The 25769-nt window shown below is 72.0% G+C and carries 24 protein-coding genes; 22 read left to right on the top strand and 2 right to left on the bottom strand.

Features of this window, described 5'->3' with window-relative positions; all coding sequences use genetic code 11:
- Positions 1-27 precede the first annotated feature (27 nt).
- The 3 genes from AOM03_RS08275 to thrB are packed head-to-tail and all read left to right on the top strand — an operon-like array spanning position 28 to position 3304.
- On the top strand, positions 28-1314 hold the full coding sequence (locus AOM03_RS08275; RefSeq protein WP_062380254.1) for a homoserine dehydrogenase: 1287 nt from the start codon (positions 28-30) through the stop codon (positions 1312-1314).
- The gene (gene thrC, locus AOM03_RS08270) at positions 1314-2372 is read left to right on the top strand and encodes a threonine synthase (protein WP_062380252.1); all 1059 of its coding nucleotides are present in this window, start codon (positions 1314-1316) and stop codon (positions 2370-2372) included. Before AOM03_RS08275 ends, thrC begins: the two co-directional genes overlap by 1 nt.
- A gap of 5 nt (positions 2373-2377) precedes the next feature.
- On the top strand, positions 2378-3304 hold the full coding sequence (thrB, locus tag AOM03_RS08265; RefSeq protein ID WP_082092307.1) for a homoserine kinase: 927 nt from the start codon (positions 2378-2380) through the stop codon (positions 3302-3304).
- A 240-nt stretch (positions 3305-3544) separates the two neighbouring features.
- Here thrB and AOM03_RS08260 read toward each other — a convergent pair whose 3' ends face one another.
- Positions 3545-4441 carry a trimeric intracellular cation channel family protein gene (locus AOM03_RS08260; protein ID WP_062380248.1) on the bottom strand — a complete coding sequence of 299 codons (897 nt, stop codon included), beginning with the start codon at positions 4439-4441 and terminating at the stop codon, positions 3545-3547.
- A gap of 35 nt (positions 4442-4476) precedes the next feature.
- Between AOM03_RS08260 and AOM03_RS08255 the strand changes: the two genes are divergently transcribed.
- The 6 genes from AOM03_RS08255 (at position 4477) to AOM03_RS08230 (ending at position 12033) form a co-directional block, all read left to right on the top strand.
- Positions 4477-5430 (top strand): FUSC family protein, encoded by a 954-nt coding sequence (locus tag AOM03_RS08255; RefSeq protein ID WP_062380246.1) that lies wholly within the window; start codon positions 4477-4479, stop codon positions 5428-5430.
- Positions 5427-6008 carry a GNAT family N-acetyltransferase gene (locus tag AOM03_RS08250; protein ID WP_062380244.1) on the top strand — a complete coding sequence of 194 codons (582 nt, stop codon included), beginning with the start codon at positions 5427-5429 and terminating at the stop codon, positions 6006-6008. The genes AOM03_RS08255 and AOM03_RS08250 overlap by 4 nt, the downstream gene beginning before the upstream one ends.
- A 95-nt stretch (positions 6009-6103) precedes the next feature.
- Entirely contained in the window at positions 6104-7684 is a 1581-nt protein-coding gene (locus tag AOM03_RS08245; RefSeq protein WP_062380242.1) for a PQQ-binding-like beta-propeller repeat protein, read from the top strand.
- 33 nt (positions 7685-7717) lie between these two features.
- A complete protein-coding gene (locus tag AOM03_RS13005; RefSeq protein ID WP_227589936.1) occupies positions 7718-8308 on the top strand; it encodes a TetR/AcrR family transcriptional regulator in 591 nt (196 codons plus the stop codon).
- Positions 8309-8311: 3 nt separating this feature from the next.
- A complete protein-coding gene (locus tag AOM03_RS08235; RefSeq protein ID WP_062380238.1) occupies positions 8312-10045 on the top strand; it encodes an ABC transporter ATP-binding protein in 1734 nt (577 codons plus the stop codon).
- Positions 10042-12033, top strand: coding sequence for an ABC transporter ATP-binding protein (locus tag AOM03_RS08230; protein WP_082092269.1), 1992 nt, complete (start codon positions 10042-10044; stop codon positions 12031-12033). Before AOM03_RS08235 ends, AOM03_RS08230 begins: the two co-directional genes overlap by 4 nt.
- Positions 12034-12180: 147 nt before the next feature.
- Here the strand turns inward: AOM03_RS08230 and AOM03_RS08225 are convergent, their stop codons facing one another.
- Positions 12181-13221: a TIGR00341 family protein gene (locus AOM03_RS08225; protein WP_082092268.1), complete on the bottom strand. Its 1041-nt coding sequence runs from the start codon at positions 13219-13221 to the stop codon at positions 12181-12183.
- Positions 13222-13612: 391 nt separating this feature from the next.
- Here AOM03_RS08225 and rho point away from each other — a divergent pair, with 391 nt between their 5' ends.
- The 13 genes from rho to AOM03_RS08160 all read left to right on the top strand — a co-directional run bounded on the left by rho (position 13613) and on the right by AOM03_RS08160 (position 25767).
- Positions 13613-15556 (top strand): transcription termination factor Rho, encoded by a 1944-nt coding sequence (gene rho, locus AOM03_RS08220; RefSeq protein WP_062380236.1) that lies wholly within the window; start codon positions 13613-13615, stop codon positions 15554-15556.
- Positions 15557-16034: 478 nt separating this feature from the next.
- Positions 16035-16244 carry a 50S ribosomal protein L31 gene (rpmE, locus tag AOM03_RS08215; protein WP_062380234.1) on the top strand — a complete coding sequence of 70 codons (210 nt, stop codon included), beginning with the start codon at positions 16035-16037 and terminating at the stop codon, positions 16242-16244.
- Between the two features lie 22 nt (positions 16245-16266).
- Positions 16267-17352: a peptide chain release factor 1 gene (prfA, locus tag AOM03_RS08210; RefSeq protein ID WP_062380232.1), complete on the top strand. Its 1086-nt coding sequence runs from the start codon at positions 16267-16269 to the stop codon at positions 17350-17352.
- Positions 17353-17368: 16 nt separating this feature from the next.
- Positions 17369-18259, top strand: a complete 891-nt coding sequence (gene prmC / locus AOM03_RS08205; protein ID WP_062380230.1) for a peptide chain release factor N(5)-glutamine methyltransferase — start codon at positions 17369-17371, stop codon at positions 18257-18259.
- A gap of 4 nt (positions 18260-18263) precedes the next feature.
- Positions 18264-18923 carry an L-threonylcarbamoyladenylate synthase gene (locus AOM03_RS08200; RefSeq protein ID WP_062380770.1) on the top strand — a complete coding sequence of 220 codons (660 nt, stop codon included), beginning with the start codon at positions 18264-18266 and terminating at the stop codon, positions 18921-18923.
- Complete coding sequence (locus AOM03_RS08195) at positions 18920-20191, top strand: MraY family glycosyltransferase (protein ID WP_082092267.1); 1272 nt, start codon at positions 18920-18922, stop codon at positions 20189-20191. The genes AOM03_RS08200 and AOM03_RS08195 overlap by 4 nt, the downstream gene beginning before the upstream one ends.
- Positions 20188-20601, top strand: coding sequence for a Cg1360 family ATP-synthase-associated protein (locus AOM03_RS08190; protein WP_062380227.1), 414 nt, complete (start codon positions 20188-20190; stop codon positions 20599-20601). Before AOM03_RS08195 ends, AOM03_RS08190 begins: the two co-directional genes overlap by 4 nt.
- An 89-nt stretch (positions 20602-20690) precedes the next feature.
- Positions 20691-21521, top strand: a complete 831-nt coding sequence (gene atpB, locus AOM03_RS08185; protein WP_369345449.1) for a F0F1 ATP synthase subunit A — start codon at positions 20691-20693, stop codon at positions 21519-21521.
- Between the two features lie 54 nt (positions 21522-21575).
- Complete coding sequence (atpE, locus tag AOM03_RS08180; RefSeq protein ID WP_062380225.1) at positions 21576-21806, top strand: ATP synthase F0 subunit C; 231 nt, start codon at positions 21576-21578, stop codon at positions 21804-21806.
- Positions 21806-22375, top strand: a complete 570-nt coding sequence (locus AOM03_RS08175; RefSeq protein ID WP_062380223.1) for a F0F1 ATP synthase subunit B — start codon at positions 21806-21808, stop codon at positions 22373-22375. The genes atpE and AOM03_RS08175 overlap by 1 nt, the downstream gene beginning before the upstream one ends.
- A gap of 2 nt (positions 22376-22377) precedes the next feature.
- Positions 22378-23190 carry a F0F1 ATP synthase subunit delta gene (locus AOM03_RS08170; protein WP_062380221.1) on the top strand — a complete coding sequence of 271 codons (813 nt, stop codon included), beginning with the start codon at positions 22378-22380 and terminating at the stop codon, positions 23188-23190.
- Positions 23191-23234: 44 nt separating this feature from the next.
- On the top strand, positions 23235-24866 hold the full coding sequence (atpA, locus tag AOM03_RS08165) for a F0F1 ATP synthase subunit alpha (protein ID WP_062380219.1): 1632 nt from the start codon (positions 23235-23237) through the stop codon (positions 24864-24866).
- Positions 24867-24870: 4 nt separating this feature from the next.
- Positions 24871-25767, top strand: a complete 897-nt coding sequence (locus tag AOM03_RS08160; protein WP_062380217.1) for a F0F1 ATP synthase subunit gamma — start codon at positions 24871-24873, stop codon at positions 25765-25767.
- The last annotated feature ends 2 nt before the right edge of the window (positions 25768-25769 follow it).

Here is a 25769-nt window from a genome sequence, read left to right as displayed (position 1 = left end):
GGACCCCGAACGGATAGGCTGGGCGGCGTGTCTGACGCCGTGAAGCCCGTGAAGATCGCCGTGCTCGGCCCCGGAACCGTGGGAGCGGAGGTGGTGCGCCTCCTCACCCGGCCGGGCGAGGACCTTGCCGCGCGCGTGGGCGCGCCCCTCGAGATCAGCGGCATCTACGTCCGCGACACCTCGAAGGACCGCGGCCCCCACATCCCGCGTGAGCTGCTCACCGACGACGCCTCGGGCCTCATCGCCCGCTCCGACGTCGTGGTCGAGCTCATGGGCGGGATCGAGCCGGCGCGCACCCTGATCCTCGAGGCGATCGCCTCGGGCGCCTCCGTGGTGACCGCGAACAAGGCGCTGCTCGCCGCGCACGGCCCGGAGCTCTACGAGGCGGCGGACGCCGCCAACGTGGACCTCTACTTCGAGGCCGCCGTCGCCGGCGCGATCCCTCTGGTGCGCCCGGTGCGCGAGTCGCTCGCGGGCGACCACATCACCCGCATCCTGGGCATCGTCAACGGCACCACCAACTACATCCTCGACGAGATGACCACCAACGGCCTCGACTACGAGGTCGCGCTCAAGCAGGCGCAGGAGCTCGGCTACGCCGAGGCCGACCCCACGGCGGACGTCGAGGGGCACGATGCGGCGGCCAAGGCCGCGATCCTGGCCTCCCTCGCGTTCCACCAGCGGGTGGCGCTCGAGGACGTGTTCTGCGAGGGCATCTCCGCGATCACCGCGGACGACGTGATCGCCGCGCGCGAGACCGGCCAGGTGGTCAAGCTGCTCGCGATCGCCGAGCGCACGCCCGAGGGCGTGGCCGTCCGCGTCCACCCGGCGCTCGTGCCCGGCACGCACCCGCTCGCCGGCGTCCACGGCGCGTTCAACGCGGTCTTCATCGAGGCGGAGGCCGCCGGCGGCCTCATGTTCTACGGTCAGGGCGCGGGCGGGACGCCCACCGCATCGGCCGTCCTGGGCGACCTGGTCTCGGTGGCGCGTCACAAGGCGCTCGGCAGCAAGGGCCCGCTCGAGTCGAACTACGCCGAGCACGAGGTGCTGCCCATGGACAAGGCGGACACGCGCTACTGCGTGCGGATGGCCGTCGAGGACCGCCCGGGCGTGCTGTCCTCCGTCGCCGAGGTGTTCGCCCGCCACCGCGTGGGCATCGAGCTGGTCCGCCAGGTGCCGGGCCAGAGCCACGCCGGCCTGATCCTGTCGACGTACCGCGCGCCCGAGGGCGACCTGCGTGCGACGGTCGAGGACCTGCGCGCCTCCGCCGCGGTCGCGGAGATCAAGTCCGTGCTGAGGATCGAGGGAGAGTAATGGCGCACGTGTGGAGGGGCATCGTCCGGGAGTACCTGGACCGCCTGCCGTTCGAGGAGTCGGACCGGATCATCACGCTGGGCGAGGGCGGCACGCCGCTGGTGCCCGCGCCGTCCATCTCCGCCGAGGTGGGCGCGGACGTGTTCGTCAAGGTCGAGGGCATGAACCCCACCGGGTCCTTCAAGGACCGCGGCATGACGTCCGCCGTGACCCAGGTGGTCAAGGACGGCGACCACACCGTGGTGTGCGCGTCGACCGGCAACACGTCCGCCTCCGCCGCAGCGTACGCGGCCCACGCGGGCCTGCGCTGCGTCGTCATGATCCCGCAGGGCAAGATCGCCGCGGGCAAGATGGCTCAGGCGATCGTCCACGGCGCGGACCTGGTCCAGGTGGACGGCAACTTCGACGAGTGCCTCGACATCGTGCGCACGCTGTCGGAGGAGTACCCCATCGCCCTGGTGAACTCGGTCAACCCGTACCGCCTCCAGGGCCAGAAGACCGCGGCCTTCGAGATCGTCGACCAGCTGGGCGACGCCCCGGACATCCACATGCTGCCCGTGGGCAACGCCGGCAACATCTCCGCCTACTGGATGGGCTTCAAGGAGGCGCTCGAGGCCGGAGACGCCACGCGCCGTCCCAAGATCTGGGGCGTGCAGGCCGCGGGCGCCGCGCCGTTCGTCGCCGGCCACCCCATCAAGGACCCGGAGACCATCGCGACCGCGATCCGCATCGGCAAGCCCGCCTCGTGGGACCTCGCCGTCGCCGCGCGCGACGAGTCCGGCGGCTGGATCCGCGCCGTCTCCGACCAGCAGATCCTCAACGCCCAGGCGCGCCTCGCGGCCGACGTGGGCGTCTTCGTCGAGCCCGCCTCCGCGGCGCCGATCGCCGGCCTCCTGGCCGCGGCGGCGCTGGGCGAGGTGCCCCAGGGCGCGACCATCACATGCACCGTCACCGGCAACGGGCTCAAGGACACCGCGACCGCGCTGGGCGGGCGCGAGCTCGACCCGACCGTCATCCCGGTGGACGTCGAGGCCGCCGCGCAGGTCCTGGGGCTGTAATGGCGATGCGGCTCGCCGCGGACCACGTCCGCGTCTCCGTGCCCGCGACCGCGGGCAACCTGGGCCCCGGCTTCGACGCGCTCGGCATGGCCCTGGGCCTGGTCGACGACGTGGAGGTGCGCGCCGTCGCCTCGTCCTCCGTGTCGATCGAGATCGAGGGCGAGGGGGCCGCCACGCTCGCCCGCGACGAGTCCCACCTGGTGGTGCAGGCGCTGCGCGCGGCCCTCGACCACGTGGGCGCGTCCCAGACCGGGCTCGAGATCCGCGCGACCAACCGCATCCCGCACGGCCGTGGGCTGGGATCGTCCGCCGCGGCCGTGGTGGCGGGCATCGTGGCCGCCCGCGCGCTGCTGGCCGACGCCGACGCGCTGCCCGCGTCCGAGGTGCTCCGCCTCGCCAACGCCTTCGAGGGCCACCCCGACAACGCGGCGCCCGCCATCTACGGCGGCGCGACCGTCGCGTGGAAGGACGCCGACGGCGCCCACGCGCGGCCGCTCCTGGTGGCCGACGAGATCGAGACCGCCGTGCTGGTGCCCGGCTCGACGCTGCCCACCAAGGAGGCGCGCGCGGTGCTGCCCGCGGCCGTGCCCCACGTGGACGCGGCCTTCAACGTGGGTCGCGCGGCGCTGCTGGTGAATGCGCTCGCCGGCCGCCCCGAGGACCTCTTCGACGCGACGCAGGACAAGCTGCACCAGACCTACCGGGCGGACGTGCTCGGCCCGGCGACGCCCATGGTGCGCGCGCTGCGCGAGCGGGGCCTGGCCGCGGTCGTGTCCGGCGCCGGTCCCTCCGTGCTCGTGCTGGGCGCGGGGCTCGCGGCCGCCGGGCTCGAGACCGGCAAGCCGGACTGGGCGCAGGGCATCGGCGGCGAGGCGTGGCACTGCATCCACACCGTGGGCCGGGTCGTGGGAGCGACCGCCACGCGGCTGTAGTCACGCCGGCGCGCCTGGTTGCGCGCCTGCTCGCCTGATCGCCCGGCCGGCGCCCGCTCGAGAGGATCGTGTCGTTCTCGGCAGGCCGATGCGTCTCAGGGAGCGATTCGTGACGTGTGGACATGGGCGGGCTCAGAAGGGAAGCGACACCATTCGCTCTGCAGGACGCGAGAAGGCGCTCCGAGCGACACGATTCGCTCGAGGCCGAGCCGGACTGGCCGGTCGGCGGATGCGGCAGGCCTACTCCCGCTCGGTCCCGTCCTCCTCGACGCTCGCGATCCACTCCTCGGAGGGCGAGGCGTGGCCCAGGCCGGGGGAGTACTCGTCGAGGATGAGCACCTCGGTGGGGGCGTCGTCCTCGTCGTCGAGCGGCTCCGGGTCGGGCGACGTCGCGACCGTGACGGCCGCGAGCGAGCCGGTGCCCGGCGCGAGATCCGCGACGCCCTCGGGCAGCGTGCCCTCCTCGCGGGCGCGCGAGAAGGCCTTCCTCAGCCGCAGCTCGTACGCATGCTTGCGCGGCTGCGGCACGGTGACGTGCAACAGCGGCCCGCTGAGCCGCACCAGCACGGTCACCGCGGTCGCGATCGCGGTGGTCACCACCGGATCCGTGAAGGAGGCGAGGATCGCGTATGTCGCGGCGCCCGCGAGCCCGGCGATCGCGTTGGGCGGCCCCACGTACATGATCGAGGACGCCCGCCCCTGGAGCATGTCGCACAGCATCAGCCCGCCCACGGAGGCGATCGTGCCGATGATCACCGCGGGCAGCACGTTCACCTCCTTGAGCAGCGCCGTGTTGACGCCCACGCACGCGAACAGGCCGACGATCATCGAGTCCAGCCACCACAGGAACCTGCCCAGCTTGCGCAGGTAGTAGACGAATCCCATGCCGATCGCAGCCGCGACCGCCGCCGTGAGCAGGTACTCGGGCGTGCGGATCGCCGCCGGCGGGAGGTTGCCCAGCAGCACGTCGCGGATGATTCCGCCGCCGAATCCCATCGCCGCGGACAGCGTCAGCACGCCCACGAGGTCGGTGTGCTCGTCCTCTCCCGCGCGGATGGCGCCGCCCAGCGCGCCCACGAATACCGCGATGAGGTTGACGTAGATGGGGAGCTCGAGCAGGTCCGGCGTGATGGTCACTCCCCGAGGGTACGGCGGGCGGCTACCCTCGGGGCATGCCCCTCGCCCCGGCGGCGTTGCTGCCTTCCGGCCCGGCCGTTCGTGTGGCCGCGGTGGTCGTCGGGGTGCTGCTCGCCGTGGCCGCCACCGTGGGAATCACGCTGGGACTCGGCGCGGGCGTCGGCGCCGCGCTCGGCGGCCTCATGGTCACGGTGCTCGCGCTGCAGCGCGGCCCGCTGTGGCATCCGCTCGCGCTCGGCGTCGCCGTGGGCGTCCTGGCGGCGCTCGCGACCACGCTGGCCGATGCGCCGCTCGCCCTGGGTGCGTTGACGGCCGCCTCGGTCGGGGCGAGCGCGCCGGTCGTGCTGCGCTACGGGCCGGTCGCCGGGATCGCGCCGGTCGTGGTCGCGGCGGCGGGCACGGATGCCGCGAGCATCGGCCCGGGCGGGGCGCTCGCGGGGGTGGTGCTCGGCGCCGTCGCGGTGCCGGCGGCCCTGGCGGCGCTGGGCCTCGCGCGCGCCGACCCGTCGCCGCTGCCGCCCCGCACCACGTGGGCCTACCTCGCCGCGCTCGCGGCCGGCACCGGTGTCGCGATCACCGTCGCACGCGCGCTCGACCTGGCACACGCGCTCTGGGCCGTGGTCGCCCTCAGCGCCGTGCTGCTCCCGGTGCGGGGCGAGACCTCGGCGCGCGCCCGCCGCCGCGTCCTCGGCACCGTCGCCGGCACGCTCGTCGGCGCGGTGGTCGCCTCGCTCATTCCCGGATGGGCCGCCGCGGCACTCGCCGTCGCCGCCGCGGTCGGCGGCGTGGCGTGGTCCGTCGCGCGCGACCAGATCCGGGGCGCCGCCTTCACCGCCGCCACCCTGGTCCTGCTCGCGGGAGTGACGTCGACGGCGGGGGCGTGGGAGGCGGCCGCCCAGCGCATCGGCCTCACCCTCGCCGGCGTCGCGCTGGCAGTCCTGCTCGCCCTGGGGCTGGCGCGCCTCGAGCGGATCGAGGAGCGCGCGTGATCCGCCCGGCCGCGCCCGCCGACCACGCCGCGATCGCCCGCATCTGCCTGCTCACGGGCGACCGGGGAGCGGACGCGACCGGCGTCCACGGGGACGATGCCCTGCTCGCGGACGTCTACGCGCTTCCCTACCTCGCCGGTCCCGGCGGGTTCGCCCTGGTCTGGGAGCGGGGCGGCGAGGCGCTCGGGTACGTCCTCGGCACGTCCGACACGGCCGCCTTCCAAGGCTGGTTCGTCGCGGACTGGTGGCCGCGCATCGGCCCCGGTCACGTGGCTCGCAACACGGCGGGACGGGAGCTGATCGCGCAGGCCGCGGATCCGGGCCGCACCCTGATCCCGCAGCTCGCCGACTATCCCGCGCACCTGCACATCGACCTGCTCCCCGAGGCGCAGGGCCGCGGCGCGGGCCGCGCGCTCATCGAGGCCGCGTGCGCGCTGCTCGGCGAGCGCGGGGTGCCGGGCGTCCACCTGGTCGCCGAGCGCGCCAACGCCGGCGCCCAGGCCTTCTACCCGCGCGTGGGCTTCCGGGCCGTGGGATGGGACGATGCGACGGTGACCTTCGCGCGCCGGCTGGCCTGAGTTCTCTACAGATCGTTCTCCACAGATTCGGGCTCCGCCTTTCGCGGGCGCGCGCCTCCTCCGTACCGTCCTGAAGCAGGGACGAGGGGGGCTCGATGAGGGCGATCGCGGTGATGGCGGCGGTGCTGGTGGTGGCGGGATGCTCGACGGCCGGGTCGCCGTCCGACGCGGGCGGTGAGGGTGGGGCGGTGGCCGCCGCCGTCGCCGAGGACGGCGGGGGCGGCGACGCCGGGGTGAGACCCGAGGGCGCCGACTCGACCGAGGAGACAGGGTCGCCCGTGGATCCCGGCGCGGCGCTCGCGGCCGCGGCAGTCGACGAGGCGGCGCGGCTGTGGTCGGCGTTCGGGGACTACGGCGGGCCCATCGAGATCCACGGCGACGTGGTCGTCGCCCGCGACTACGGCCCCAGCCCCGACGTGCTGCGCGGCCTCGACCTGGCCACGGGCGCGGTGCTGTGGTCCCGTGAGTCGAGTCGCGGGGGCATCGTCCCCGAGGGCTTCCGGGACGCGTGGAGCTTCGAGACCACGGCCGGGGAGCCGGTGCTGCTCAACCTCTCCCCGGTGACCTGGGTCGGGGATCGCGCGCATCACGAGGTCGAGCTGGTGGATCCGGAGACCGGCGAGCTGCTGGCCGAGCCCGAGGAGCGGTGGACGGCGAGCTCGTGGGAGTGCGCGGTGGGCGGCGGGCTGTGCCTGAGCGGGTCCGCGGACGGGGCCGACGACTGGGAGACCCGCCGCGTCGACCCCGCGACGCTCGAGTGGTCGGACTACGAGCCCGAGGCGATCGAGCCCGGCGTGGACGACGCCCGGGCGCTGGCCGGCGGCGTCCGCGTCGAGGTGGGCCCGGACGGGGTCGAGCAGCTGGTGCGCCGCGAGGACGGGGAGGTCGCCTGGCGCGTGGACGTCGACCACGTCTTCGGCGGAGCGGTCTTCGATGGGCTGATCGCCGCGAGCGTGCGCGAGCACCCGGACGGCGACGTGCTGTGGCTCACGGCCACCCCGGGGCTCGTCTCCGGCGGCGTCGACCGCGTCGCCGCGAAGGATCTGGCCGCGGCGTCGCTCGACCTGTCCACGGGCGAGGTGCTGGTACGACGGGACGGGGCCGCGTGGTGCCGGTTCGAGGTCCTGTGCGCGGAGGGGCTCGCGCTCGTCGAGACGGGGCCGGGGGACTGGGAGTACGAGGTGGCGGACGTGGCGCTCGAGGGCGTCGACGCGCGCACCGGCGCCACCCGGTGGCGGCGCACCGCGGCGGGCCTGGCGCTCGCCCCGACCAGCGCATCGGCCACGGGGTTCGGCGGCGCCGGCGACGCCTGGCTGGTCGCGGAGCAGGGGACCGCGGGAGTGATCGACCCGGCCACCGGAGTCTTCACGGCGTTCCAGGGCGGCTCGCTCGCCTGCCGCGAGCCGCTGTTCACCCAGGACGCCGCCTTCGCGGAGATCTACGGCGCCGACGACCCGATCCTCTCCGGGCACGTGTTCCGGCTGTGCGACGCGGCCGGCGCGGACGTCGCCGGCCCCTGGTCGCGGGCCGCGGTCGACGCGGCCGCGGTCGAGGGCGTCACCGCCGACGGGCGGCGGATCGGGGTGGTGGTGAAGGCGGGCGCGCTGGTCGCGTACGACCTGGATGCCGGCCCGGAATCCGCCCTGGCATCGGGGTCATCGGGACCTTCCGCCTAGCGGAGTGAGTGCTCACTCATTAAAGTGGGCCGGGTGACTTCACCCACCCGCGCGCCGCGCATGTCCCCCGAGGACCGCCGCGCCCATATCGTCGAGGCCACGGTCCCGCTCATCCTCGAGCACGGTGCCGAGGTCACCACGCGCCAGATCGCGGATGCCGCCGGCATCGCCGAGGGCACCGTCTTCCGCGCCTTCGCGGACAAGGGCGAGCTCATCGACGCCTGCATCGAGCGCGTCATGGACCCCGAGGACACGCTCGCGGTCGTCGCGGGCATCGACCCCGCCCAGCCCCTCGAGGCCAAGGTCCAGCAGGTGGTGACCCGCCTCCACGGCCGCGTGGGCGAGGTGGTCCGCTTCATGACCGCCCTGGGACCGCGCGACCACGAGCGCCGCCGCAAGGGGCACGATCACCGCAGGCCGCCGCTCGGGGAGGTCTCCGGGGTGGTCGAGGAGCTCCTCGCGCCCGACGCCCACCGCCTCCGCGTCCCCGTCGGCACGGCGGTCGACTATCTGCGCATCCTGGTGTTCGGCACCGCGATGCCCTTCATCTCGAGCGGCGAGGCCTCCGACCCCGCCCAGCTCGCCGACTTCATCCTCAACGGCATCGCCAAGGAAGGGGACTGACCCATGCTGTGGAAGCTGCTCGTCAGCTCGGTCAAGCCGTACTGGAGGCTGCTCCTCGGAGTGGTCGTGTTCCAGTTCGCGCAGGCCATGGTCAACCTGTACCTGCCCACGCTCAACGCGGACATCATCGACAAGGGCGTCGCCACCGGCGACACCGGCGAGATCTGGCGCCTCGGCGGCTGGATGCTCGGCCTGTCGTTCGTCGGCATCGCGTGCACCATCACCGCCGTCTACTTCGGCGCCAAGATCGCGATGCGCGTGGGCCGCGACCTGCGCGCGGACATCTTCGGCCGCGTCGCGACGTTCTCCGAGGCGGAGGTGCAGCGCTTCGGCGCCCCGTCGCTCATCACCCGCACCACCAACGACGTCCAGCAGGTCCAGATGCTGGTCCTCATGACCTGCACGATGCTCATGGTGACGCCGTTCACCATCATCGGCGGCGTCATCCTCGCGCTCGAGCAGGACCTCGAGATGTCGTGGATCATGGCCGTCGCGATCCCGGTGCTGCTGGTCATCGTGTCGCTCATCGTGTGGCGCATGGTCCCGCACTTCCGCCGCATGCAGGTGCGCATCGACGGCATCAACCGCGTGCTGCGCGAGCAGCTCACCGGCATCCGCGTCGTGCGGGCGTTCGTCCGCGAGGACGTCGAGCACGCCCGCTTCGGCGAGGCGAACGCCCTGGTCACCGAGTCCGCGGTCAAGGCCGGCCGCCTCATGGCCGCGATGTTCCCGCTGGTCCTGCTCGTCGTGAACCTCGGCTCCGCCGCGGTCATCTGGCTCGGCGGCAACCGCATCGACGCCGGCCAGATGCAGGTGGGCGCGCTCACCGCGTTCCTCAGCTACCTCATCCAGATTCTCTTCTCGGTGCTGATGGCGACGTTCCTCTTCGTCCTGGTGCCGCGCGCCGCAGTGTCGGCGGACCGCATCGGCGAGGTGCTCGCCACCCGCTCCACCGTCAAGGAGGCCGATGCGCCGGTCGAGGTCCCCTCGACCGGCGAGGTGGTCTTCGACAACGTGACGTTCACGTACCCCGGCGCCGAGCAGCCGGTCCTCGCGGACATCTCCTTCACGGCGCGCCGCGGCACGACGACCGCGATCATCGGCTCGACCGGAGCCGGCAAGACCACCCTGGTCAACCTCATCCCGCGCCTCTACGACATCACGAGCGGCACCGTCCGCGTGGGCGGCGTCGACGTGCGCGACGCGGGTCAGGAGTCGCTGTGGACCCGCATCGGCGTGGTGCCGCAGCGCCCGTACCTGTTCGCCGGGACCGTCGCGTCCAACCTGCGCTACGGCCGCGAGGACGCCACGGAGCAGGACCTGTGGGACGCGCTCGCGATCGCGCAGGGCGAGGACTTCGTCCGCGCCATGCCGGAGCAGCTCGAGGCGCCCATCGCCCAGGGCGGCACCACCGTCTCGGGCGGCCAGCGCCAGCGCCTGTCCATCGCGCGCGCCCTGGTGCGCCGCCCCGACGTGCTCGTGTTCGACGACTCGTTCAGCGCCCTCGACACCGCGACCGACGCGCGCCTGCGCGCCGCGCTCGCCCGCGAGGTGCACGACGCGACGGTGATCGTGGTCGCCCAGCGCGTCTCCAGCATCGTCGACGCCGACCAGATCCTCGTCATGGAGGACGGCCGCATCGTCGACCGCGGCACCCACGCCCAGCTCCTCGAGACCTCGCCGACCTACCAGGAGATCGTCAGTACCCAGCTCCGAGCCGAGGAGGCGTCCGCATGAGCGAGACCAAGCAGGCCACGCCCCGTCCGCCCCAGCGTCAGCACGGGCCCGGCCCCGGCGGCCCCGGCATGGGCGCCCCGACCGAGAAGGCCATGAACTTCAAGGCCTCCGGCCTCCGCCTCGCGAAGCTGCTCAGCCCCGAGATCGTGCTCGTGTGGGTGGTCATCGTCCTGGGCGCCGGCTCCGTGGCGCTGTCCGTCGCCGGCCCCAAGATCCTGGGCAACGCGACCACCGTCATCTTCGAGGGCTTCCTCGCCGGCGGCGTCGACTTCGAGCGGCTCCACCGGATCCTGTTCTGGGTGATCCTCATCTACATCGGCTCGGCGCTCCTGGGCCTCGCGCAGGGCTACATCCTCAACGAGGTCACGCAGCGCACCGTGTACCGGCTGCGCCAGAGCGTCGAGGACAAGATCCACCGCCTGCCGCTGTCCTACTTCGACACGCACCAGCGCGGCGACCTGCTCAGCCGCGTCACCAACGACATCGACAACATCTCGCAGACGCTCCAGCAGACGCTGAGCCAGCTGTTCATCTCGATCCTCACCGTGCTGGGCATCCTGGGCATGATGTTCTCGATCTCGTGGCAGCTCGCGCTCATCGCGCTCGTGTCCATTCCGCTCACCGCGGTGATCGTCGCGCAGATCGCGAAGCGCTCGCAGCCCGAGTTCGTCAAGCAGTGGAAGCACACCGGCGACCTCAACTCGCAGATCGAGGAGGGCTACACCGGCCACGCGCTGGTCAAGGTGTTCGGACGCCAGCAGGAGTCCAAGGCCGTCTTCGCGCGCAAGAACGAGGAGCTCTTCGAGGCCAGCTTCCGCGCCCAGTTCATCTCCGGCATCATCATGCCGTCGGCCATGTTCATCGGGAACCTGGTCTACGTCGCCATCGCGGTGGTCGGCGGGCTCAAGGTGGCCTCCGGCACCATGACCCTGGGCGACGTGCAGGCGTTCATCCAGTACTCGCGCCAGTTCCAGCAGCCCATCAGCCAGCTGGGCTCGATGGCCAACCTGCTGCAGTCGGGCGTCGCCTCCGCGGAGCGCGTGTTCGAGCTGCTCGACGCGGACGAGCAGGGCGCCGACCCCGAGCCGGCCGCCACCCCGGACGACGACCACGGGCGCCTGGTGTTCGAGGACGTGTCCTTCCGCTACGTCGAGGACAAGCCGCTCATCGACCACCTCGACCTCACCGTCGAGCCCGGCCGCACGGTCGCGATCGTCGGCCCCACGGGCGCGGGCAAGACCACGCTGGTCAACCTCATCATGCGGTTCTACGAGCTCAACTCCGGCCGCATTACCCTCGACGGCACGGACATCGCCTCGATGACCCGCCGGGACCTGCGCTCGCGCACCGGCATGGTGCTCCAGGACACGTGGCTGTTCGGCGGCACCATCCGCGACAACATCGCGTACGGGCGCACGGACGCGACGGAGGAGGAGATCCTCGCCGCGGCGAAGGCCGCGTACGTCGACCGCTTCGTCCACTCGCTGCCCGACGGCTACGACACGGTGCTGGACGACGACGCGACCAACATCTCCGCCGGCGAGCGCCAGCTCATCACCATCGCCCGCGCGTTCGTGGCCCAGCCGCAGGTGCTCATCCTCGACGAGGCGACCTCCTCGGTGGACACCCGCACCGAGCTGCTGGTCCAGCGGGCCATGGCGAAGCTCCGACGGGACCGCACCGCGTTCGTCATCGCGCACCGGCTGTCCACCATCCGCGACGCGGACCTCATCCTGGTGATGGAGCACGGCAGCATCGTCGAGCAGGGCAACCATGCCCAGCTCCTCGAGGCCAAGGGCGCGTACGCCCGCCTCTACGAGGCGCAGTTCGCGGCACCCATCGACGAGGTCGAGCCGCCCATCGACCCGGTCGACCCGAGCGCGGGGGAGGCACCCACCACGTTCGACGCCCCCGGCATCGTCCCCGAGCCCGCGGCGCCGCCGCACCGCGGCGAGGAGCTGGACGACCCGGACGTCGAGCGCTCCTGACCCCTCCTCCCGGACACTCCGCACGGACCGGCGGGCGACACGCCGTGGCCGGCCACCGCATCGGCCCTCGCGATCCGCGTGTCGCGACCGAATCCGTGCGGAGTGTCCGGAGTGGAGTGCGGAGTGTCCGCCGGGAGGCGCCGCGGCTCAGCCCTCCGGCACCTCCAGGTGGTCCGCGTCGAAGGCGTACACCGGGACCAGCTCGACGGTGATGAGCGACGTGTCGAGGCCGTTCGCCTCCATGTCCGCGTAGAGCGCGGCCATGTCGGGCAGCGGGGGCCGACCCTTGACCAGCACGTGGAGGCGGTCGGACTCGCGCAGGGTGATGGAGACCATCTCCCAGCGCGTGCCCTCGGTGATGTCCTCGATGTAGGAGGTGATCCGCCCGATCCGCGACGAGTCCTCGAGCGTCTTCATCGACGAGTACGTCAGCGGCACGGCGACCAGCAGCAGCATCACGCTGGTGGTGAGATAGGCGCGGGCGCGGCGACGGCGCTCGGCCTCCTTGTCCTGGGCCATCTCGATCCGCACGCGGGCGAATCCGTAGACCGCCATCGTGATGGACCCGGTCGCGAGGATCGCCGCGACGTTCGTGACGAACAGCAGCAGCGCCCCGAGGGCCTGCGCGTATGCGCCCGCCTCGAGCGTGAGGCCCACGACGCACAGCGGCGGCACCAGCGAGATCGCGATGGCGACGCCCGGCAGCGTGTCCGAGATGTCGGAGCGTAGCAGTGCGATCGAGCCGACGAGCCCCGTGGCGAGGGCGGCGAGCAGATCGATCAGTCCGGGGGAGACGCGGCCCGCGACCTGGTCGCTGGTCTCGGCCACGACCGGCTGGACGATGAGGAGGCCGACGACGAACCCGACGCCGATCGACGCGGCCGCGCCCCCGACCATGAGGGTGATCGAGCGGGTGAGGTTGCGGTGGTCGCCTAGGACGGTCGCGAGCATGGTGCCCTGAATGGGGCGCATGAGCGGGGCGACGATCATCGCGCCGATCACCGTCGCGGTCGAGTTCGCGACCACGCCCGCGCTCGCGATGACGGAGGCGAGGACGAGCAGCAGCCAGAAGCGCGTGTGCTGCGCGCGCACCCGATCGCCGTCGAAGAAGACGGCCGTGCGCATGTAGTCGACCGAGTTGAGCCTCGCGCCCCAGCGGCTCTCGCGCGGCTCCGCAGTCGCGGACATCAGCGGACCCGTCCCAGCATCGTCGCCCCCTCGTCGGTGCGCGGCCCCGCGGCGCGGCGCCGCGGGCCCCGGGCGCCGTCGTCGGCGCCCTCTCCTCGAAGGCTAGAACCGCTCCCCACCCGGGGCAACAGGTGGGAGGACGTCGTTGTGGAGGCGACCCGTGCATCGGCCCTCGACACGCCCTGCCAGGGGCGATTGTGCCGCGTGAGCCTGCGGTGATAGCCTGGCTCCGCTTCCTCCGGACGGCATCCATCGCCCCGGACCACAGCAATCCACGTTCAAGGCGCTTGCCGCTGATTCTGCCGAATGATGATGTCCGGCCAGGCGTACCTGCGTGGGCACATCTCGCACTTCTGGAGCCACAGGGGCTCGTGCGAGGGAAGGAATCTACGTGACCGACACGACCGTGGCACCCGATCAGACCGCCACTCTCACCGCCATGAAGCTGCCGCAGCTGCAGGCGCTCGCCGCCGAGCTGGGCGTCTCGGGCACCGCGCGCATGCGCAAGGCCGATCTGATCGAGGCCATCAAGAACGGCGGCGTGGTCCAGAAGAAGGCCGCGCCCAAGAAGAAGGACACTCCGGCCGATGCGCCGGCCGCCGAGGCCTCGCAGGCCCCGGCCGCGTCCGCCGACGCCCCGGCCGCCCCCGCTCGGAAGACCACCCGCTCGCGTGGCCGCGCGCAGTCGCCGCAGCAGGCTCCGGCCGAGCGCTCGGCCGAGCGTGCTTCCGTGCGCCAGTCCGCCCCGGCCGACTCGCGCGGCGAGGCCCGCGCCGCGGAGCGTCCCGACACCCGCAACGCCGCCGAGCGCGCCGCGGAGGCCAAGGCCGCCGCCCGCGAGGCGCTCGCACTGCCCGTCGAGGTCCCGGCCGCCGGGACCGAGGCCGGCGCGGAGGCCCGCGCCGAGGAGACGCCGGACGAGCGCGCCCGCCGCGCCAAGGAGGCCGTCGCGCTGTCCCTGCCGCAGGGCGGGACGCAGCAGGACTCCGAGGACTCGGACGACGACGGTCGCGACGGCGACCGCCGCCAGGGTCAGCAGCAGCGCCAGGACGACGACGAGCGCGGCGGCCGCCGCCGTCGTGGCCGTGGTCGCGGCCGCAACCGCGGACGCGAGCGCGACGATGTGCAGCCGGGTCAGGCCGCGCAGCCCAGCCAGGTCTCGCTGACCGATGAGGACGACGTCCGCGACGACGAGGAGCTCACCCCGGTGGGCGGCATCGTCGACATCCTCGACAACTACGCGTTCATCCGCACCACGGGCTACCTGCCCGGCAAGTCGGACGTGTACGTGTCGATGAACCAGATCAAGAAGTACGGCCTGCGCAAGGGCGACGCCATCACCGGCACCGTCCGTCCGCCCCGCCCGGGCGAGCGCGGCCAGCGTCAGAAGTTCAACGCGCTCGCCGCCGTCGACCGGATCAACGGCCAGACGCCGGAGGAGGCCCGCGGCCGCGCGGTGTTCGGCGACCTCACGCCGCTGTACCCGCAGCAGCGCCTGCACCTCGAGACCGAGCCGCGCAACTTCACCAACCGTGTGATCGACCTGGTCGCCCCGATCGGCAAGGGTCAGCGCGGCCTCATCGTGTCGCCGCCCAAGGCCGGCAAGACGCTGGTGCTGCAGTCGCTCGCGAATGCGATCACCACGAACAACCCCGAGGTCCACCTCATGGTCGTGCTCGTCGACGAGCGCCCCGAGGAGGTCACGGACATGCAGCGCACGGTCAAGGGCGAGGTCATCGCCTCGACCTTCGACCGCCCGGCCGACGACCACACCACGGTCGCCGAGCTCGCGATCGAGCGCGCCAAGCGCCTGGTCGAGATGGGCCACGACGTGGTCGTGCTGCTCGACTCGATCACCCGCCTGGGCCGCGCGTACAACATCTCCGCGCCGGCCTCGGGCCGCATCCTGTCCGGCGGCGTCGACTCGTCGGCGCTCTACCCGCCCAAGCGCTTCTTCGGCGCCGCGCGCAACATCGAGAACGGCGGCTCGCTGACCATCCTCGCCACCGCGCTGGTGGAGACCGGCTCGAAGGCGGACGAGGTCATCTTCGAGGAGTTCAAGGGCACCGGCAACATGGAGCTCAAGCTCTCGCGCCAGCTCGCGGACCGCCGCATCTTCCCGGCCGTCGACGTCAACGCGTCGGGCACGCGCCGCGAGGAGATCCTCATGAGCCCCGAGGAGCTCAAGGTGATGTGGAAGCTGCGCCGCGTGCTCACCGCGCTCGAGCAGCAGCAGGCCATCGAGCTGCTGATGCAGAAGCTCAAGGAGAACAAGACCAACGCCGAGTTCCTCATGCAGGTCGCGAAGACCACGCCGGGAGACGAGGCCAAGTAGCGGTCCGCCGCTCGACCGGTCCCGGGGCCGGGTCCGCCGCACGGCGGGCCCGGCCCTTGGCGTGTGGCCGTGCGTGTCGCGCGCTGCAGTCGTGCGCCGCGAGGTCGCCTGCGCCGTCGCCCGCGCCGCATCTGCGCGCTGCGAGTGCGCGCCGCATCTGCGCCCCCCGAGGTGCTCAGTGCCCAAAAGCAGGCATTTTGGGCAATGAGCACCTCCTGGCGCGCTGGAGTGGGCCGGAGCGGCGGGACGGCGGACGATGCGCGGGTCGGCCGGGCGGGACGGCGGCCGATGCGCGGGTCGGCCGGGCGGGACGGCGGCCGATGCGCGGGGCGGCCGGGCAGGGCGCGGGCCGATGCGCGTGCCAGGGAAGCGCCCGGGTCGCGGGCCCTTGACAGGCGTGGCAGAATAGACCGCTGGCCAGCCGGTTCACCGACCGCGAGAGACGCGCAAGGACCCGGCGGCAACTTAAAGGGAGATCATGAAGAAGGACATCCACCCCGAGTACGTGGCCACCACTGTCACGTGCACCTGCGGCTCCGTGTTCGAGACCAAGTCGACCGTGAAGGCCGGCGAGATCAGCGTCGAGGTCTGCTCGGCCTGCCACCCGTTCTACACGGGCAAGCAGAAGATCATGGACACCGGTGGCCGCGTCGCGCGCTTCCAGAAGCGCTACGGCACCAAGAAGTAACCAGACCAAGCCCGCCGACGACGTGGCCGAGGCCTTCGCCGCCGTCCAGCCCATGCTGGACGAGCACGCCGACATCGAGCGTCAGCTCGCCGACCCCTCCGTTCATGCGGACGGCGGTCGCGCGCGCACGCTCGGGCGGCGGTATGCGGAGCTCGGCCGCGTCGTCGCGGCGCATCGTGCGTGGCAGACCGCGCACGACGACCTCGAGGCGGCCCGCGAGATGGCGGAGCTCGACCCCGAGCTCGCCGAGGAGGTCCCCGGACTCGAGCAGGCCGCCGAGGAGGCGACCGAGCACCTGCGCCGGATCCTCATCCCGCGCGACCCCGACGACGCCCGCGACGTGATCATGGAGATCAAGTCCGGCGAGGGCGGCGAGGAGTCCGCGCTGTTCGCCGGCGACCTCCTCAAGATGTACGTCAAGTACGCCGAGTCCCGTGGCTGGAAGGCCGAGGTCATCGAGGCCACCGCGACGGACATGGGCGGCTACAAGGACGTGTCCGTCGCCATCAAGGCGCCCGGCAACGTGGCGCCCGAGGACGGCGTGTGGGCCCACCTCAAGTACGAGGGCGGCGTCCACCGCGTCCAGCGCGTGCCCGCGACCGAGTCGCAGGGCCGCATCCACACCTCGGCGGCCGGCGTGCTCGTCTTCCCGGAGGCCGAGGCGGTCACGGAGGTCGAGATCGACGCCAACGATCTCCGCATCGACGTCTACCGCTCGTCCGGGCCCGGCGGCCAGTCCGTCAACACCACGGACTCGGCGGTGCGCATCACCCACCTGCCCACGGGCATCGTGGTGAGCTGCCAGAACGAGAAGAGCCAGCTCCAGAACAAGGAGTCGGCCATGCGCATCCTGCGCGCGCGCCTGCTCGCGGCGCAGAAGGAGGCCGCGGAGGCGGAGGCCTCGGACATGCGCAAGTCGCAGGTCCGCACGGTCGACCGCTCGGAGCGCATCCGCACCTATAACTTCCCGGAGAACCGCATCGCGGACCACCGGACGGGGTACAAGGCCTACAACCTCGACCACGTGCTGGGCGGGGACCTGCAGCCCGTGATCCAGTCGGCCATCGACGCGGACGAGGCGGCCCGCCTCGCGACCGCCGATCAGTAGCCCTAGACTCCCCGACGTGCCCACCGTCGGAGCGCGCCTGCGCGCCACCATCGCCCGCCTCCGTGAGGCCGGCGTGCCCTCGCCCGAGCACGACGCGATCGTCCTCATCGCCCACACGCTGGGGCTCGAGCCCAGCCACGTGCGCCTCGCCGCCGTCCGGGACGACGAGTGGCCCGACGGCGCGGACCTCGACCGCCTCGAGACCCGCGTCACGCGGCGCATCGACCGCGAGCCGCTCCAGCACATCACCGGCACGGCCTACTTCCGCTCGGTCGAGCTGCAGGTGGGCCCCGGCGTGTTCGTGCCGCGCCCGGAGACCGAGGTGGTGGCCGGCGTCGCGATCGACGCCGCCCGCGCCTCCCTCGCGACCCGCGGCACCGGCCGGGTCACGGACCTGTGCGCCGGCTCGGGCGCGATCGGCATCTCCGTCGCGGCCGAGGTGCCGGACGCGCAGGTCTCGCTCGTCGAGGCCTCCGAGGAGGCCCTGGTCTACCTCCGGCTCAACGCCCGCGCCCAGCCCGCGGAGGTGCGCGCCCGCCTGCGCACCGTGTACGGCGACGCGCGCAACTGCCTGCGCCGGTTCGACGCCTGCGCGGACGTGGTGGTGTGCAACCCGCCGTATGTGCCGCTCGACGCCGTGCCGCGCGACCCCGAGGTGGCGCTGCACGACCCGCCGCAGGCGCTCTACGGCCTGGGCGACGACGGCCTCGAGGTGCCGCGCGCGATCATCGACGAGGCCCAGCGCCTGCTGCGCGTGGGCGGCACCCTGGTCATGGAGCACGGCGACGAGCAGGGTCCCGCGCTGCGCGCCTACGCCGAGTCCTCGGAGTGGTGGGGCGACGTTCACACGCTCACGGACCTCACGGGACGCGACCGCATGCTCGTCGCCACCCGCACGGGCGTCTGAGAGACTGGGCGGCGTGATTCTGCCCTGCACGGACCCCCAGCAGTGGGGGCCCTCGATCGATGCCGCCGTGGACGCGGTGAGCCGCGGCGCCGTCGTCGTGCTGCCCACGGACACCGTCTACGGCGTGGGCGCGGACGCGTTCAACCCCGCCGCGGTGGCCGCGGTGCTCGCGGCCAAGGGCCGCGGCCGGCAGATGCCCCCGCCCGTGCTCATCCCGGACGTCCGCACCGTCGACGGCCTCGCCCGCGACGTGCCCGCGCCTGCCCGCGCCCTCATGGAGGCCTGCTGGCCGGGCGCGCTCACCGTGATCGTCAACGCCCAGCCGTCCCTCGCCTGGGACCTGGGCGAAACCGGCGGCACCGTCGCGTTGAGGGTCCCGTCGCACGATGCGGCGCTCGCCCTGCTGCGCCGCACCGGACCGCTCGCGGTCACCAGCGCGAACCGGACGGGCGAGCCGGCGGCCACCACCGCATCGGCCGCCCAGAGTCAATTGGGCGACGCGGTCGCCGTCTACCTCGACGCGGGCGACAGCCCGCTGGGCGTCGCCTCGACCATCGTCGATGCGACGGGGGAGCGCCTGCGCATCGTCCGCGAGGGCGGCATCGCCCGGGCGGAGCTGGCCGTGATCGTGGGGGAGGACGCCCTCGCAGGTGACGACGGGTGAAGGTCTACCTCACCCTCATGGCCATCGCGGCGCTCGTCACGTACGTGACGACGCCCGGCATCCGGCGCCTCGCGTTCCGGATGGGCGCCATCACCGCCGTCCGCGCGCGCGACGTCCATACGACGCCCATCCCGCGCCTGGGCGGCATCGCGATCTTCCTGGGGCTGTCCGTCGCGGGCGTCCTCGCCTCCGCGATCCCGTTCCTCCATCCCGTCTACGAGAGCGGGCGCCAACCGTGGGCCGTGCTGGGCGCCGCCGCGATCGTGTGCGCGCTGGGCATGGCCGACGACATCTGGGACCTCGACTGGATGGCGAAGCTCGCGGGCCAGGTGCTCGCCGGCCTCACGCTCGCGTGGGGCGGCGTCCAGCTGGTGACGGTGCCCATCTTCGGCGTCACCATCGGCTCCTCCTACACCTCTCTTATCGCGACCGTCCTCGTGGTGGTGGTCGCGATGAACGCGGTGAACTTCGTCGACGGCCTCGACGGGCTCGCCGCCGGCACGGTGGCGATCGGCGGCCTCGCGTTCTTCGCGTACACGTACATGCTGGCCCGGTCGGCGTCGCCGGGGGACTACTCGTCGCTCGCGACCATCGTGGTCGCGGTGCTGGTGGGCGCGTGCCTGGGCTTCCTCCCGCACAACGTGCACCCGGCGCGCATCTTCATGGGCGACTCGGGCTCGATGGTGCTGGGGCTGGTGCTCGCCGCCGCCGCGATCATCGTCACCGGGCAGATCGACCCGCAGATCATCACCGAGCGCGACCGCATCCCCGCCTTCATCCCCATCGTGCTGCCGCTCATGGTGATCGCGGTGCCGCTGGCGGACATGGCGCTGGCGGTCATCAGACGCACGGCGCGCGGGGAGTCGCCCTTCGCGCCCGACAAGCACCATCTCCACCACCGGCTGCTGCGCCACGGCCACTCTCACCGGTGGTCCGTCTCGGTGCTGTGGATGTGGACCGCGGTGCTGAGCTTCGGCACCGTCTCGCTCGTGTTCGTCGGCGTGCCCGGCGCGGCCGTGATCCTCACGATCGGGATCACCATCGCCACGATCATCACGGCGTCGCCGGCCTTCAGCCGCGCGATCAGCCGCTGGTGGCGGCGCCTGGGACACCTGGTGTTCGCCTTCCAACGCGCCACGCCCGAGGGGCGGCGCGAGCGGTGGGAGGCGCAGGCGCTCGCCGCCGCCGGGGAGGAGCCCGGGGACGATGCGGTGGCCGGGGGCGGCGCATCGTCCCCCGGCGAGGGACGATCCAAGGAGGATGCATGAGTGCCGAGGCACAGGCCTACCGGGGCGCGCTGGTGCGCACCGCCATCGCGCTGGGGGCGCTCGGCGTCGTCGGCGCCGCCGTGGCGTGGTGGTGGGACGGCCCGAGCGCGGCCGTCGGGGCCGCCGTGGGCGCGCTGGTCGCGGCGCTCGCCGCCCTGCCCACCCAGGGCGCGATGCTGGTGGGACACACCCGGAGCCCCAGTTCGCTGGCAGCGATAGTGCTGGGGGCCTGGCTGGCCAAGATGTTCGTGATCGTCATCGCCATGATCGTGCTGATCGACCTCGAGGGCTTCCACAAAGTCGCTTTCGCGACGGTTGTCATGGTAGGAATAGTGCTCTCACTTGTATTCGACATAATGTCGATCCGGAAGGCACGCGTCCCCTACGTCGACCCGGGTACAAAGTCCTGAGTGTGATGCGTTACTCTTCAGGAAGTCACGAGGCCGGAGACGGCCGCGACACGTAGAACACGGGAGATTTCGTGGGGAACCTACTGGCTGTGGCCGTTCGGGCCGAGGCTGCCGGAGAGCAGACCAAGAGCTACCTCGAGCGGCTGTTCTCCTCGGATGGCTTCCACGCCCCGTCGATCGACGAGTTCTTCCCGCCGGCCCTCCTGTGGGAGGGGACCATCTTCGAGTTCAACCGGATCATGCTCATCCGCGTGATCGCGGCGGCGGCTCTCATCGGCGTCTTCTGGTTCGTCGCGGCCCGCGCGAAGGTGGTGCCCGGCCGGTTCCAGTCGGTGGTCGAGTTCATGCTCGACTTCGTCAAGGATCAGATCGTCGAGCCCGTCATGGGGGACCACGGCAAGAAGTACCTGCCGTTCCTCACGACGCTGTTCCTCGCGATCGTGTTCTTCAACATCACCGGCGTGATCCCCTTCCTCAACATCGCGAGCACCTCGCTGATCGGCCTGCCGATCTTCATGGCGGTGTGGGTGTACGTGCTGTACCTGGGCCAGGGCATCAAGAAGTTCGGCCTGGGCGGGTACCTCAAGAACAACCTGTTCCCGCCGGGCGTGCCCAAGTTCGTGTACATCCTGCTCACGCCCATCGAGTTCCTGCAGGTGTTCATCCTGCGCCCGGCCACGCTGGCGCTGCGACTCGCGGCCAACATGATCTCGGGCCACCTGCTGCTGGTGCTGTGCTTCGGCGCCACCCAGTACTTCTTCTTCGCCGCCTCCGGCGCGCTCAAGGGCATGGGCGCCGTGACCTTCGCGGCCGGCGCCGCGTTCATGCTCTTCGAGATCTTCGTCGCGCTGCTGCAGGCCTACGTCTTCGTCATGCTGTCGACCGTCTACCTCAACATGGCGATCGAGGAAGAGCACTAAACCCCCCACAACGTGCGGGGCGGCATCGGCCCCGCTGCAACGGAAGGAAACACAGTGGACACCACCACCCTTGCCGAGCTTTCGGGCAACGTCGCCACCATCGGCTACGGCCTCGCGACGCTCGGCCCCGGCATCGGCCTCGGCATCCTCATCGGCAAGACCGTCGAGGGCATGGCCCGCCAGCCCGAGGTCGCCGGCCAGCTCCGCGCGACCATGTTCATCGGTGTCGCGTTCGTCGAGGTGCTCGCGCTCCTCGGTCTGGTCACCGGCTTCCTCTTCACGTGATGATCGCCCAGACGCTGCTCGCCGCGGCGGAGGAGCACGGCGAGTCAGAGGTGTCAGGAGCCGATCTGATCCTCCCCGCGCCGTACGACCTGCTGTGGTCGTTCGTGATCTTCACGATCATCATCGTGGTGTTCACGAAGTTCCTCATGCCCAAGCTGCAGGCGGTGCTCGACGAGCGCGCCGAGCTGATCCAGGGCGGCATCGAGAAGGCGGAGAAGGCCCAGGCCGAGGCCGCCGAGGCGCTCGAGGAGTACACGGCGCAGCTCACCGCGGCCCGTGCCGAGGCGGCGCGCATCCGTGAGGACGCGCGCGTCGAGGCGGCCACGATCCTGTCGCAGGCGCGCAAGCGTGCGGGTAAGGATGCGGACCGCATCGTCGACACGGCGCAGCGCCAGATCGACGCCGAGCGCAAGCAGGCGATCGTGTCGCTGCGCGGCGAGGTCGGCTCGCTCGCGACCGAGCTCGCGGAGAAGATCGTGGGCGAGTCGCTCGCCGACGACGCCCGCCAGCAGCGCGTCATCAACACCTTCCTCGACGACCTCGAGGCGACGGTCAAGGCGGAGGGCTAGGCATGCGAGGAACGAGCCAGGTCTCGCGCGACAACGTGTTGCGCGAGTTCGAACCGGTGGTGACCGCCAGCGGCGAGGAGGGCATCCGCCTGTCCGAGCAGCTGTTCGCCGCCGTGGACGCGCTCGACGCGTCGGGCTCGCTCCGCCGTGCCCTGACCGACCCGGCCCGGCCGGCGGGCGACAAGACCGCGCTGGTGCAGACGCTCTTCGGCGCCTTCGACCCGCGGGTCCGCGACGTCCTCACGAACTTCGTGACGTCGCGGTGGTCCGCGGAGGACGACATGGCCGAGGCCATCGACGATGCGGGGGAGCGGGCGATCTTCGCCTACTCGGCGTCGGTGGGCACCCTGGGACGTGTCGAGGAGCAGCTGTTCCGCGTCCAGCGCGAGCTGGTCGCGAACCGCGAGCTGCTCGCCGCCCTGGGCGACCGGTCGCGCACCAAGCAGGACCGCATCGGCCTCCTCAACGACGTGCTGGGCGGCAAGCTGCTGCCCACCACCCAGGCGCTCCTCGAGCGCATCGTGGGCACGCCGCGCGGACGCCGCCTGCTGCCGGCGATCGACGCGATGCTCGACGCCGCGGCGGAGCACCGCGACAAGGTCATCGCGCACGTGACGGCCGCGGTCGAGCTGTCCGCCGAGCAGCGCACGCGCCTGGCCGCGATGCTGGCCGAGGCGTACGGTCGAGAGATCACGATCAACGTCGCCGTGGACCCCGAGGTCATCGGCGGCATCCGAGTCCAGGTCGGGTCGGAGGTGGCGGACGGCACGGTCCTGTCCCGACTCGATGAGGCACGACGACGACTCGTCGGCTAGGCGCCGGCGCACACGCCCACCGCGGCACTGACAGGAGAGATGGCATGGCAGAGTTGACGATCAGCCCCGACGAGATCCGGGCTGCACTCGACAGCTACGTGAAGTCGTACGAGCCCAAGGGCGCCGGAGTCGAGGAGGTCGGTCGCGTCACGCTCGCGGGCGACGGCATCGCGCAGGTCGAAGGCCTGCCCGGGTGCATGGCCAACGAGCTGCTGCGCTTCGAGGACGGCACGCTCGGCCTCGCGCTCAACCTCGACGTCCGCGAGATCGGCGTCGTGGTGCTCGGCGAATTCACCGGCATCGAGGAGGGCCAGACGGTCCAGCGCACCGGCGAGGTGCTCTCGGTCGAGGTGGGCGACGGGTACCTGGGCCGCGTGGTCGACCCGCTGGGCAAGCCCATCGACGGCCTCGGCGAGGTCGCCACCGTGGGCCGTCGCGCCCTCGAGCTCCAGGCCCCGGGCGTCATGGTCCGCAAGTCGGTGCACGAGCCGCTGCAGACCGGACTCAAGGCCATCGACGCGATGATCCCGATCGGCCGCGGCCAGCGCCAGCTCATCATCGGCGACCGCCAGACCGGCAAGACCGCCATCGCGATCGACACGATCATCAACCAGAAGGCGAACTGGGAGACCGGCGACCCGACCAAGCAGGTGCGCTGCATCTACGTCGCGATCGGCCAGAAGGGCTCGACCATCGCGTCGGTCCGCGGCGCCCTCGAGGACGCCGGCGCGCTCGAGTACACGACGATCGTCGCCGCCCCCGCGTCGGACCCCGCGGGCTTCAAGTACCTCGCGCCGTACACCGGCTCCGCGATCGGCCAGCACTGGATGTACGAGGGCAAGCACGTCCTCATCATCTTCGACGACCTGTCCAAGCAGGCCGAGGCCTACCGCGCCGTGTCCCTCCTGCTGCGCCGCCCGCCGGGCCGCGAGGCCTACCCCGGCGACGTGTTCTACCTGCACTCCCGCCTGCTCGAGCGCTGCGCGAAGCTGTCGGACGAGATGGGCGCGGGCTCCATGACGGGCCTTCCGGTCATCGAGACCAAGGCGAACGACGTGTCCGCCTACATCCCCACCAACGTCATCTCCATCACGGACGGGCAGATCTTCCTCCAGTCCGACCTGTTCAACGCGAACCAGCGTCCCGCGATCGACGTCGGCATCTCGGTGTCCCGCGTCGGCGGCTCGGCGCAGGTCAAGGCGATGAAGAAGGTCTCCGGAACCCTGAAGATCGACCTCGCCCAGTACCGCTCGCTCGAGGCGTTCGCGATGTTCGCGTCCGACCTCGACGCGGCGTCGCGCCAGCAGCTCACCCGCGGCTCGCGCCTGATGGAGCTGCTCAAGCAGCCCCAGTACTCGCCGTACCCGGTCGAGGAGCAGGTCGTGTCCATCTGGGCCGGCACCAAGGGCAAGCTCGACAAGATCGCCCTCGGCGACGTGCTGCGCTTCGAGCGCGAGCTGCTCGACCACCTGCGCGCGAACACCACGGTGCTGAAGTCGATCGGCGAGTCGGGCCAGCTGTCCGACGAGGTCGCGGCGGAGCTCGAGAGGCACGTCGACGACTACGTCTCGACCTTCCTCGAGTCCGACACCACCCTGACCACCGACTCCACGGTCGACGACGGCGAGGCCGTCGAGGTCGAGCAGGAGAAGATCGTCACGGCGAAGAAGAAGTAGGGCGATGGCTGGACAGCAGCGCGTCTACCGGCAGCGGATCCGGGCGACACAGTCGCTGAAGAAGATCTTCCGCGCGATGGAGCTCATCGCTGCCTCGCGCATCGGGAAGGCCCGGGCCCGCGTCGCCTCGGCGACCCCGTACGCGCAGGCGATCACCCGCGCCATCTCCGCGGCGGCTCTGCACTCGGACGTCGAGCACCCGCTCACGAGCGAGCGCGACGACACCAACAAGGTCGCGCTGCTGGTCATCAGCGCGGACCGCGGCATGGCGGGCGCCTACTCGGCGAACGTCATCCGTGAGTCCGAGCGTCTGCGCGGCCGTCTCGAGGGGGAGGGCAAGGAGGTGGTGCAGTTCGCCGCAGGCCGCCGCGCCGTCTCCTACTTCACCTTCCGCCGCCGTGAGCTCGCGGGGCAGTGGACCGGCGAGTCCGACTCGCCGGCGCGGGAGACCGCGACGGAGATCGCGAACGCGCTGTTCGCGCGGTTCGCCGCGGAGGCCGACGAGGGCGGCGTGTCGGAGATCCACCTGGTCTACACGCGCTTCAAGTCGATGGTCACGCAGGAGCCGCGCGTCATCCGCCTGCTGCCCCTCGAGATCGTCGAGGGCGTGACCGAGGTGGAGGAGGGCGAGGTCCCGCCCCTGTACGAGTTCGAGCCGTCGCCCGACGAGGTGCTCGACGCGCTCCTGCCGCGGTACATCGAGTCCCGCATCTACGCGGCGCTGCTGCACTCGGCGGCCTCCGAGCTCGCCAACCGCCAGCGCGCCATGAACACCGCGACGTCCAACGCCGAGGACATCATCCGCAACTACACCCGGCTGGCCAACCAGGCGCGTCAGTCCGAGATCACCCAGGAAATCAGCGAGATCGTCTCGGGCGCCGATGCGCTCGCGGCCTCGTGACC

This window comes from Demequina pelophila, assembly GCF_000971175.1.
GTDB classification, from domain to species: Bacteria; Actinomycetota; Actinomycetes; order Actinomycetales; family Demequinaceae; genus Demequina; species Demequina pelophila.
Note: the sequence above shows the minus strand (reverse complement) of the source record. Positions and strands in the feature narration are given on the sequence as shown.